Origin of the sequence: Microcystis sp. LEGE 00066 (assembly GCF_015207925.1) — a bacterium.
GTDB lineage: Bacteria > Cyanobacteriota > Cyanobacteriia > Cyanobacteriales > Microcystaceae > Microcystis > Microcystis ichthyoblabe_A.
Window position 1 is genome coordinate 1 of sequence record NZ_JADEVX010000019.1, and the last position, 12,462, is coordinate 12,462.

Here is a 12,462-nt window from a genome sequence, read left to right on the forward strand (position 1 = left end):
GGGGTGTAGGGTGTGGGGTGTAGAGTGTGGGAAGAACAAATAAAAATAATCTCCTGAATCCTGAATACTGAATCCTGAATCCTGAATCCTGAATCCTGAATCCTGACTCCTGACTTCTAACCCAATTTTGGACAAAGATAAGCAAAAATTATTGATTGACTCCACAAACTTGAGAATATTTAAATTAACATTCCGCAATATTTACAAATTCTTAAGAATTAATTGAGAAAGATTTTTATTTAACAACGATGTTACAGTGGTAACAGCGATTTTACTGAATTTCATAATGGGTTATACTGTGCTTTTTTGGGCAGCAACGGTTGAAACCCTTGCCACACCTACAAGGTGATCCTAATTAGGACGGGTAAATCAGTCAATTTCACCCACAACGATGATCTTTTTTTTGTGTAGTTTTATTGCAAAAAAAAAGTTTTTTTGACAAAAAGCACAAAGTATGATATGAACCAACGTATTTCTGGCTGCCAGTAGTTATTGCAGAGTGGGAGTTGTGGAGAAGGGATAAGGGAGTGCTGGAGCATTTTCAGTCAACAGTTAACAAAACGAAAACTTCGTACCTCACCCTTAAGATAACTGCTATAAATAGACTTTTAATAACCAAAGAAAGAAAGGAATAGTCAGAAAACTAGCAAGGGTAGTGACCACAACTGTGCGGGCCATTAAAGCAGCCGAACCACCGAATTCTGTGACTAAAATGACAGTATTAACGGCGGTGGGCATGGCACTTTGTAGGATGAAAATTTTTAGATCCATACCAGTTAATCCTAAACTATTGCCGATCGCAAATGCCAAAAGAGGAGCGACTAAAAGACGCAAACCTGCTCCTAATAATTCTAATTTACCGATCGCTAATTTTTGCTGAGATAATTGAATACCTAGGATAATTAAAGCCAAAGGAATTGCCGCTTGTCCTAGATAGCTAATACTTTTATCTAATTGCAGGGGAAGATGAAAAGGGAAAGTTTGAAAGCTAATGCCGATAAAAATTGACCAGATTAAGGGTAATTGAAAAACTAGGCGAAATCCTGAAAGAAAGCTTTTTCCTCGCAAATAAGCGGGACTAATACCAAATAAAAGAATACTAGAACCAATCATATAGATTATCGCTCTTTCCAGTCCAGCCGCACCCAGGGCAAAACTAGCCACAGGTAAACCCATATTACCGTTATTGGGCATCACAGCGGCAGCCATGAGGCTTTTGCGGGTATCAGCATCGAGACTGAGACAATAGGCCATAATTTCGACGACAATCGCCATTACCAGTGAGATAAGAGCAAAGCCTAGGAGAATTAAACCGATATTGCTGCCGGATAAAGTGGTGCGATAGAGTCCATCAATCACCAAAGCGGGAGCAAGAATATACACCGTGATTTGGGAAAGGGAATGCACTTCAACAGTGAGAACTTTTCCTGCTATCACACCGATGAGGATAATAAAACCCACTGGAACAATAGCGGAGAGGATGACAAGCATTAATCAAGTAAAAAGTAAATAGTACATAGAAAAAAACTGATCTGATTTTTTAACAGATTTCTGTTATATCTTCATATAAAGATGCGATCGCACAGTGAAAATCGATACTAGCTAGATAAATATCTGCTCCTTTGCTGTAGGGATAAAGAACCCAGAATCCTTCATCATTGCGACGAAAACAATCCACACTGATGCGTTCTTGACTGATAAGAACGTATTCTTCTAAAGTTTCAAGGGAACGATAGTCGGCAAATTTATCACCCCGATCTCGCTTCGCGAGCGCGTTGCGAGCAAAGGCAGCCGTAGTGGGGGATAATACTTCTACAATCAAGCGCGGATAACGGATAAAATCTTCCGAGAAAGACTGATTATCTCGCGAGTCGCAAGTGACCACAAGATCGGGATAAAAATAACTATTAGCTATTTCTAGACGAACTTTCATATCTGTGGCATAGACAAGACAACCACTACCCCGCAGCCGGTTTTTTAAAAGTGTGGCTAAGTTGATAATAATCATACCATGGGCTTTACTTGCACCAGCCATGGCGTAGGTTTGACCGCGAATGTATTCGTGTTTATCCTTGGCTATTCTCTCCGTTGCTAAATAATCTTCCGGGGAAAGATAGTTATGGTCAAAGTTAGCAATCATTTGGTTAAATCACCTTTATTGTCTCTAAAATCAATTCTAACTCTCGATCGAGGAGCGGTACATTTTCAAAAATTGTCTGACAAACATCTCTAAATTGGGTGCATCTCAATTTTGTCGAAATATCTATATAAAATTTTGGGCGCACGCGATGCGCCCCTACCATTGGCGCAATCATATCATTGTAGGGGCGAATTGCATTCGCCCTCTTTTAATAACTTCTCGTTGACGAATCCAATTATGACTCTGCTCGATCGATTTTTTCGTTAGCAAATCAACTTTCCGTCCCAATAAATTCTCTAATTCCCGTTTCATCCTCGAAAACTCCAGAAGTCCCCAAGAAACACTATCTTGAAAACTGACCAGTATATCAATATCGCTATCTGGACGAAAATCTTCCCGCAAAACCGATCCGAATAAACACATTTCAGATATCTGCCATTTCTGACAAAATTCGCTGATTATTTGCTGGGGTAGTTCTATTTTCAATTTTTTCACCTCCCTGTCACCAGTAATCAGTGATCGGTTTTCAGATTTAAGGAGAATTATCGCTAACCACACGAAAACCGATATCATAGAGTCCAGCAGTAGCCATAAATTTGACTCGGTAGGCCGAGCGACATTTGTTAGGGCCATCATTCCAGGAACCCCCGCGTAAAACTCGTCTGTCCCTATCTTCTATTGTGGCTGCTTCGTAGTTATCGCGCCAGTAATCTGCACACCATTCCCTGACATTTCCGTGCAAATCGTAGAGTCCGAAAGGGTTAGCGACGGCAAACATTCCCACTGGTGTGGTTTCCCTGCGATCGCATCCTAGGGAACCTTCCCCATAACGACCAGAACTGCACACTTTGCCGCCATAATCCCAGTCCACCCCGGAATAGTTGGCTAAATCCGTGGAAATTGTCGGGCCGAAGTGGAAGGGGGTGGATGTACCTCCCCGACAAGCGTATTCCCATTCTTTTTCTGCGGGTAAACGATAATTCAGTCCCGTGAGACGGGATAGGCGATCGCAAAATTCCACCGCTTCCCACCAGTTAATTTGTTCTACGGGGCGATCATAACCTTCAAAATGGGCCGGATAGGGATTAAGTTCAATATTTACTGGTTCTAATTTTGCCACCTCGCGCCATTGTCGTTGGGTGATTGGGTAGCGACTCAGACAAAAAGCCTGAATATTAACCAGAGATTGGGGACTTTGACTCAATTTCCAGCCTAACTCGCTTTTGGGCGCACCGATGAGGTATTGACCGCTAGGGATAGAAATCATTTCTAAAAAGGTTTTTTTGCTTAAAAAATATTTATAACCTCGATTAGTGACTTTTTCCCGTTTAATTTTCTCACCTTTGCCATTAACAGTGACCACTTCATCGATAAAATCTAACCATTCTCCCATTCTGCACCCCTCTATCAGTTATCGGTCGATCGGGTTAAGCTGCGAGCCTAGAAAAATCTCGAAACCTACCAGTTATAAGAATAACAAGACTTCGATCGATTACCCGAATTAACTCTTGCTGTTTTTTTCCTTACTAGAAAATTAGAAAAATGGTATAACTAGGCACGGAATTGCCCCAAGTTGCCTCTAATTCATCGATCACAAAAGATACGTCCAATAGATCACTGGCAAAACTAAAGTTTTGTGTAGTCGATCTTGACAGTAGAGCCTCCTAGCCATATATACTAAAAGAGGTTGGATTCCGTAACAATCCATACCAAAAAAACGAGGGCATTGAGACGACCAACCAAACCATAAGCCGCCTCATGACCTCAGAACCATATAACCCCTCTAAGGAAGGAAACAAACGATGAAAGCTTCTAACTACCAAGAAATCGCCAAAGCCGCTATTCTAGCCGGTGGTCTCGCCGCTGCTGGTGTATTGTCCGTTGGCGAAAGCGCCCAAGCCCAATTTATCGGTACAGCATCTCAATCCCGAGTGTCCGCCGCCGTCACTAGCATTCTCACCGACGGCAACGCCGCGGCTACCAATAGCTTTGCCGTTGAGCAAGTATTGCCCTCCAGTGATTATGTATTCAGTGGTGTTGTTGCAGTGCAAGTAAGTTACGCTACAACGATTTCTGTTGGGGTTGGAACGGCAGGCGCTCTCACTCCTGTTATTACGGCCGCACAATTGACCGCCCCCGTAGTGGTAAACGCAGGTACGCAGCTAACGGTTGAGCGTGCCACTGCCGATGCCATTTCGCAGGCTGCGGGTGGCAGTCGGTTTGGGGATGTGTCCGGTATCGTCCGGGCTTGGAGCGCTGGTACTTCCGTCTTAGATTAGTTGAAGTGGGCAACCCGTCTCAACCCGGGTGAAAAATACCACTTTGTAGCCACATACTACCCGAATTAACTCTTGCTGTTTTTTTTCGCTAGTAGAAAAGTGGTGCAGTTGCCTCCCAGGATTGCCCTGGGTGGCCTCTTTTTAATCAATCAATCGCAAGAGATTAAGTCCAATGGGTGATTGACAAAGCCAAGAGTTCTGGGGGGTAAACCTTGACAGTGGCCAACCGCAGTTATATATAGCTGATGACGGTCGAGTCTGTAACGATCCATACCAAGAAAACGCGGGTAAGCTGTACTGAATTTAAACTGCGCTATCGGAAATTTTGGTACAAATGCTCAAACTGCCTCTCCCCGCTCCCTTTCGGTTAAGCTCACGGACGAAGCCCGCTCCCCCGCAATCCAAACGTCTTCTGAGTGGTTGCCAATAACCTGAATCTTTCTAGCTCTGCGGATGCAGTCGTTGTAATGATCATATTCTGTAATCGTATTCCCTACTATCAAACCGCTTGGAGTTACCGAGTATTGGGTGAACTGTACACTCAATCGGGCCTCGATTTTCAGGCGGGGGTATTTCCAGACGCGGTGTCTCTTGACCGTTATTTAAGGTTACGGCAGGGAGAAGCTATCCCCCTTTTATTGCAGTTTGAGGTATTGGGGCAAGATGCCCTTCAGGAGATTCAACGGGAGGGGGCGTTAGTGGTCTATAGCCACGCGGATCCGCGTCAGTCCTTGGGCAACGCCATCACGGGTAGTCAAGAGACCGTTACCCAAGCCGTGGCCAAACAGTTGCAATGTCAGCCCCATATTTGGCTGCCCTTAGCCCATCGAGTTATTTGGTTAAAAGAAAAGGACATCAGGGAAACACCACTAGGACAGATAGAGGCTCTAGCCCAGTCCGTTGGGTTAAGGTTTAATAGCCAAGATTATCCGATCGAGCATCTATTAGATTTTCCAACCGAGTCTGCGCCTTGGCAGGAATATTTCACCAAGGAAGAGCAGTTATTAATCCACTGTCTCTTTAAACCCTTGCTGCTATTCGGCGGAGATGAAACCGGCGAAACCTTTAGGGAAATATTTTTAAATTTGGTTAAAGAAATAAATTGGCAAACTTGGCTGGATTTATTAGCAACCCTACAAAAAGACCTTTGGCAAATACTACCCGAGCAGCGGGAGCTAGTTTATCAAGCAATAAAAAATTCTTTGATCGATTCCTTTGCCGATTGCGGTTTAGGAAATCGAGGTGCGGAAATCGCCCACTATCTGGGCAATCAATTCACCCAGCAGGGTCATTTTACTTTAGCTCAGTCTTGGTATCTCAAGGCGATCGAGTTAGAGCCTGAGCGTTACCAATCCTATTACAATTTGGGGGTTGTCAATGAAAAGCAACAACAATGGCAATCGGCGATCAACTATTATCGTCAAGCGATTAGGTTGAATCCTCAATACGCTAAAGCCTACTATCGTTTAGGCTTAAATCTCAAACAGCAATTAATTAACCAGAGAGAAAACCTCGAAGACCAGAAAAAGCAAGCAATCACCCTGGAAATAGGCGAATGCTTGACTGAGGTTTTAAATCTTGACCCCAATCATCCTAGTATCAAGTTTCAATTGGCTAAGTTTTGGCAGGATCAAGGAGATTTAGCAAAAGCAAAAAGTCTTTTAACGGCGAAGGAATGGGAGTTATTGCCAGATTTTGTCTCCTATTTAATTAATACAGGGAACAAATGGGAGCGACGGGGAAAATTCCTTCAGGCGCAAAACTGTTATGAGATGGCGTTGGAGTTTGAACCTTCGGCCATTGAACCCTTATTTAATCTTGCCGTCATCTTTCAACAACAGGACAAACTACCAGAAGCGATCGCCTATTATCGCCAAGTCTTAACTCTTGATCCTAATCACATTCCCGCGCTACAAAATTGCGGCATAGTTTTAGACAAAATCGGTTATATTCATGAGGCGATCGCCTATTATCAAAAAATCTTAACCATAGACAATGACCATCTTTCGGCCCTGAAAAGTTTAGCCTCCTGTGCTGAAAAACTCGGCAAAATAGCCAATGCGGTCGATTATTGTCATAAAATCATGCAATTAGAGCCGCATGATTGTGGTAATCACTCATTTTTATTGTGGTGTTTTGGCGCATTGACCATTGTTTCTCCCCAGGAGATTCTCGATAGTTCCTATCTTTGGTATATCTACCACGTTGTTAAACAGAGCCTTCCTACTCTCAAATACCATCAGAGACAACCAGACCCCGATCACCGCTTGCGTATCGGCTATATTTCTCCTGATTTTCGTCGTCACTCCTGTAGTTTTTTTATTAAACCTTTACTAGAAAATCATCATCACGATCAGTTTGAAATATTTGCCTACGCCGAAGTGGAAAAAGGAGATCAGATTACCGAAAAAATCCAAGCGACCTGCGATCACTGGCGCTCTACCGTGGGTTTATCGGATTTAGAAGTAGCGGAGTTAATCCAGGCAGATCAAATCGATATTTTGGTAGATTTAGCCGGTCACACTGCGGGGAACCGCCTTAAAGTGTTGGGAATAAAACCCGCTCCCATTCAGGCGACCTATTTAGGTTATTTTGCCACCACGGGTTTACCCACCATTGATTATTGGATTACCGATGAGGACTTACATCCTTCCGACACTCCCGAATTAACCAGTGAGACAATTTGGCGTTTACCCCGTTGTTATCTAACCTATAACAACTATCTCGACACCCCAGCGGTTTCGCCCCTACCTTTTGAAAAAACGGGTTTAATTACCTTCGGTTCTTTGAACAACACCAGAAAATTAACCCCTGAAACCCTTGATGTTTGGTGCCAAATACTGAAAGCTGTTCCCAACTCCCGTCTTTTCCTAAAAGCAATTCATCAGGCGGGGGTTGATCCTAGGGTTCAAGAGAACATCATTAATGACTTTACCCAACGGGGAATCAGTGCTGATCGACTGTTCATTCAGGGCAAGTTCCTAGACGATCAAGCACATTTTTCGTCCTACAATAATGTGGACATTCATCTTGATCCGTTTCCCTATGGGGGGTGTACTACCACCTGCGAGGCTCTGTGGATGGGAGTTCCCACCCTGACTTTAGCCGGGGGACGTAATATGGAGCGTTTGAGTGTCACCCTCTTAAAAGCAGTGGGTTTAGACGAGTGGATTGCGGATACTCCCGAAGATTATGTGCAGAAGGCGGTGCAATTTGCTCAAGATACTGTCTATTTAGCCAATTTACGAGCCACGATGCGCGACCGCCTAGCTCAATCGGAATTGTTAGATGCCAAAGGAATGGCAGCGGCGATGGAGGAGGCTTATCGACAAATGTGGCAAATTTATTTAGAGGAACAAAATAAGGTTAATTCTCCTCCCCTTCCCGTGGTCCCAGAGGAGAACAGTGCGGCATATTATCACCAACTTGGAAGGGAAAAAACCCTTACGGGAGAATTGGAGTCAGCCAAAAACTTCTATCTCCAAGCGATAAAAGTAGATCCCACCTATGCCAAGTCCTATCATAATCTGGGCTTTTTAGCCGCACAACAAGGACAATTAGAGGAGGCGATTAGTTATTATCAACAAGCGATTGAATCTCAACCTGATTATCCTAGCGCTTTTTATAATCTCGGCTTGGTCTATGAACAGTTAAAAGAGACGGAAAAGGCGATCGCTTGTTATTCCCATAGTGTACAGTTAGATTCCACTAATGTGGAGGTTTATAAATCCCTGGCGCAACTGTATGATCGCCAAGAAAACTATGCCAAGGCTGAAAAATACTACCGTTGTGCCTTACTGCTGCAACCCCATAACTTAGAATTGCGCTATAACTTGGGAGTCGTTCTCTACGAACAGGAAAAGTTTGATAAAGCAGTCAGTTGCTTCCAAAAAATTATTCAAGCCAAACCCCAAGATGCGATCGCTTATTTACACTTAGGAATCAGTTATAAGCAGCAAAAATTGTTAACCAAGGCCAAAAGTTGTTTTGAAAAAGCGATCGAGTTAGATCCCGACTATGCTATGGCTTATTACAATTTGGGAGTAGTTTATAGCTGTCAACCTGATGAGAAGAAAGCGGTTGATTGTTTTCGTCAGTCCCTCCGCTGTGATCCCGCAAATAAATTAGCCCATACAGCACTTCTTTTTGCGCTGAGTGGTATTAAAGAAGTTAGTTCCGAGGAAATTTACGATGCTTCCTCTCGTTGGTATCGCAACAAAATCCAAACTTAAATATTGTCAATAGTTACAGTTGTTTCTATAATTATTAAATTTACTACCATGACTATCTTCTTACAAACGCTAAAAGCTCAACATTTTTTAGATAACATTCATATTACCATCGCCCAGATAGGTTCTCGAAAAATTTCTGGGGCTGATGATTATAGTAGTCAATCGTGGGGAATTTTTGCCCCTAACTTAACTATCTATGGATTTGAGGCCGATGCTGATGAATGTAAGCGCATGAATCAGAATTTAAAGGAAAGAAATATCAGGCATCAAGAAAAACATATTCCCATCGCCCTTAGTAACACTCAAGGCAAATCCCAACTATATGTTACTAAAGAGAAAGCGTGTAGTTCTCTTTATGAACCCAATGGGAATTACGCTTCTCGTTTTCGTAGTTCTTTGCCTGAATTTCTTACCCTAGATTATATATCAGAAATAGAAACAACCACTCTGGATAGTTTTTGTGCTAGTGAATTAATTGATACCATTGATTTTTTGCAAGTAGATGTACAAGGGGCAGAATTAAATATTTTTCAAGGGGCGCAACAGATCATCAAAAACAGCACCTTGGCTATTCAAACCGAAGTTGAATTTGCCCCTATCTATAAAAATCAACCGCTTTTTGCTGACGTAGATAATCATTTACGGCAGCAAGGGTTTTTTCTTCAAGAGTTGAAAGAGTTAGTTTGGATGTCAAAGAAATCTTTTCCTGGTCTTGGCTATAACAAAACCTCTCTTCCCCCAGAGCTTAAAGCTGGTGTTCCCCAGCATTTTTCGGGACAACTGTTGTGGTCTGATGCCTTTTACTTTCAAGATTTACTTAGTCAACCTAGCTCTGTATCCCCGGAAAAACTATTAAAACAGGCTTGTATCGCGGACATATTGTACTTTCCTGATTATGCTTTAGAATTACTGGAATATCTCACCGTCAATTATGGTTCTAATCCTCAATATAATTTCACAGAAGTAATTAATATTGGCTTGTCGATCCTCAAGGGAAATACAAGTAATAATGTTGCAGAATTGACTATCCCCCAATCAAATATCCCTAACCAAGGGTCTGCTGCCCAACACAAACTCAAAATTGGTTATGTGTCCCCTGACTTTAAACGTCATCCCGTGGGCAAGTTTATTGCCCCAATTATTAAACATCACGATCATCAAAAATTTGAGATTTATTGTTATGGAGAAATCCGCAAAGTTGATGAAATAACAGAAGAAATTCAGTCTTCTTGCGATCATTGGCGATCAACTTTTGGACTTGCTGATGCCGAAGTGATCGAGCAAATTAAACAGGATCGGATTGATATTCTGATTGATCTAGCCGGTCATACAGACGATAATCGCTTGCCGATCTTTTTTAGCAAACCTGCCCCTATTCAAGCTTCCTACTTGGGCTATTTTGCCACGACAGGTATCCCTACCATCGATTATTGGATTACCGATCATCATTTACACCCCGTAGATACGGAAGAAAAAACCAGCGAGACGATTTGGCGACTCCCCAGATGCTATGTGGCTTATCAACCTTCCCCGGAAGCCCTAGAAGTCAATCCCCTGCCCGCTTTAAGTTCAGAATATATTACCTTTGGTTGTTTGAACAATTTTTCTAAACTTAATCCTTTCCTTTTATCCCTCTGGGCAAAAATCCTTCAGGCATTACCTCAGTCCCGTCTCATCCTCAAAAGCCACTATCATAATTTAGACGATCCCGAAGAAAAACAAAGTGTTGAATTATTCCTGCAAGAACAGGGCTTGAATCTCGAACAAGTTGAATTAATTGACTCACCGACATTGGCTGAGGATTATTTCGCCTTGTATCATCGTATCGATATTCACCTTGATACTTTTCCTTACAATGGTTGTACTACCACTTGCGATGCTTTGTGGATGGGGGTTCCGGTTTTAACCCTTGCTGGCGATCGTAAAATTCAACGGATGGGTAATAGTCTCCTACAGGCGATCGGCTTAGGGGATTGGATCGCTCATAGTCCCGAAGAGTACGTTAACAAAGCCATTACTTTTGCCCAGGATTTAGAGGCGATCGCTCAATTACGAACTAGCTTAAGAGAGCGTTTTCAAAAATCTCAACTAGGAGATATAGAAGGTTTAACTCTAGCCTTAGAAAATGCTTATCAACAGATGTGGAAAAAACTAGAACAGGAAAAAATACAACCATTAGAGTCTGGTGATCAACAAATAAGCGCAATGCGCTCTCAAACAGAGACGCAAAGTCCCCTCAATTATTACAGTCAATATGTGCAGAAAAATTGCCCTCAAATTACCTCAGAAGATTGTGATCAACTTTTAGCTTTTGCTGATAATACTAACTGGAATCAACCCACTACGCTCAGAGAATGGAACAATGTAGCAGTTATTATGCTTATTGAGGCAGAAGAGACACAAGATATTGCCTTTCGCAAACAACTATTAAACAATGCGATAGCGGTTTTGGAGCAGGGAAAAGCCCATCCCTTAGCCGCCGTCCATTTAGCGCTGATTTATAGTCTAATAGGCGATTACAGCAAAGCCTATGTTTTAGCTTATTCTGTTTTTGTCGGTATTCTTGATCCTGCTTTTAGGAAAACCGCTTCAAACAAAGGACTTGTCTATTTACCTTCCACCGCCCGTACTTTATTAAACAAAGCTGAATATTTAGAGAAAATTCTAGCAGCCGAAAACTGCTACGAGCAAATATTATTTTTATGTGCCGAAGTTCTTAATCTATCTCAACCCTACTTTTACAACGCTTCTGGGCAAGATACCCTACAATTAATCTCTCAATCCCTTGCAACATCTCCCATCGTACAGTTACAACTGGGAATTGCTCGTTTTTGTGGGCAAAAATGGGATGGTATTTTTTACCTGCTCAAAGCCCATCAGATTAATCCCAATTACGCACCCTCAATACAAGCTCTTTATTTGGCTTATCGTAACTTACCGGAAGCAAAAGCGGCAGAATATTGGCTTCAGCAAGGGGTCACTCATTTTAACCCCAACTCTCCCGATGTGGGAGAGTGGATTTGGACCCAAGCCAGACCGGAAAATCCTTTTACTTATGTTCCCTATGATAATCTCATTCTGACAGTGGAAGCTAACTTAAAAAGTATTACCACTGCTGTTTTACTCGCCCAAGGAGATTGGTTTGAAGCGGAAATGGAATTATGGCGTACCCAAATCCGTCCTGATATGACCGTTATTGATGTGGGGGCAAATGTGGGAGTTTATACCTTTAGTGCTGCTCAAAGGGTGGGAGAAACAGGGAAAGTCATCGCTATCGAACCATTTAAAGCTTGTGTCAACTGCTTACAAGAAACAAGCCGTATCAATCAACTCCCTTGGGTTAAAATTTACGAAGCGGCGGCCAGTGATCATTGTGGTTCGGCGAAACTATCTCTCCATAATGCCAGTGAGTTAAATGAAGTTATCAGCGATAATTCCCCTAGTTCCGATTCGGCTAATACTGTAACTATTCAATGTTTAACCCTTGATAGTTTAATTGAAACAGAAAACCTGACGAGGGTTGACTGGTTAAAAATAGATGCCGAGGGACATGAAATAAAAGTTCTACAGGGAGCAGAACGTTTATTAACAGAATTTAAGCCCAATATTATCTATGAAAATATTGCTGGAGCCCACGGTAGCAATGGTGCTATAATGGAATACATCCAGGCAAAGGGTTATCAGGTTTACAGTTACCGCCCATATATCCAGGAGTTAGTTCCTGTGACCGATGCCAACCAGCTCAACAGTCAGTTAAATTTAATTGCTGTTTACAATCCAAACAAGTGACAGCGTGATTCCCTTGTCAACA

General features: G+C 42.4%; 7 protein-coding genes. 3 read left to right on the forward strand and 4 right to left on the reverse strand.

Going from position 1 to position 12,462, the window contains the following annotated elements:
* Positions 1–594: 594 nt before the first annotated feature.
* The 4 genes from IQ224_RS04635 to IQ224_RS04650 form a co-directional block, all read right to left on the reverse strand.
* Positions 595–1,491 carry an AEC family transporter gene (locus IQ224_RS04635; protein WP_194032622.1) on the reverse strand — a complete coding sequence of 299 codons (897 nt, stop codon included), beginning with the start codon at positions 1,489–1,491 and terminating at the stop codon, positions 595–597.
* 49 nt (positions 1,492–1,540) lie between these two features.
* On the reverse strand, positions 1,541–2,140 hold the full coding sequence (locus IQ224_RS04640) for a Uma2 family endonuclease (RefSeq protein WP_194032623.1): 600 nt from the start codon (positions 2,138–2,140) through the stop codon (positions 1,541–1,543).
* A gap of 171 nt (positions 2,141–2,311) precedes the next feature.
* On the reverse strand, positions 2,312–2,626 hold the full coding sequence (locus IQ224_RS04645) for a nucleotidyltransferase family protein (RefSeq protein WP_228036092.1): 315 nt from the start codon (positions 2,624–2,626) through the stop codon (positions 2,312–2,314).
* 46 nt (positions 2,627–2,672) lie between these two features.
* Positions 2,673–3,533 (reverse strand): formylglycine-generating enzyme family protein, encoded by an 861-nt coding sequence (locus tag IQ224_RS04650; RefSeq protein WP_194032625.1) that lies wholly within the window; start codon positions 3,531–3,533, stop codon positions 2,673–2,675.
* 409 nt (positions 3,534–3,942) lie between these two features.
* On the opposite strand from IQ224_RS04650, the gene IQ224_RS04655 reads away from it, so the two are divergent.
* The 3 genes from IQ224_RS04655 to IQ224_RS04665 all read left to right on the forward strand — a co-directional run bounded on the left by IQ224_RS04655 (position 3,943) and on the right by IQ224_RS04665 (position 12,440).
* Positions 3,943–4,419 (forward strand): hypothetical protein, encoded by a 477-nt coding sequence (locus tag IQ224_RS04655; protein ID WP_194032626.1) that lies wholly within the window; start codon positions 3,943–3,945, stop codon positions 4,417–4,419.
* 467 nt (positions 4,420–4,886) lie between these two features.
* On the forward strand, positions 4,887–8,651 hold the full coding sequence (locus tag IQ224_RS04660) for a tetratricopeptide repeat protein (protein WP_194032627.1): 3,765 nt from the start codon (positions 4,887–4,889) through the stop codon (positions 8,649–8,651).
* Between the two features lie 48 nt (positions 8,652–8,699).
* Positions 8,700–12,440, forward strand: coding sequence for an FkbM family methyltransferase (locus tag IQ224_RS04665; RefSeq protein ID WP_002740483.1), 3,741 nt, complete (start codon positions 8,700–8,702; stop codon positions 12,438–12,440).
* Positions 12,441–12,462 lie beyond the last annotated feature (22 nt).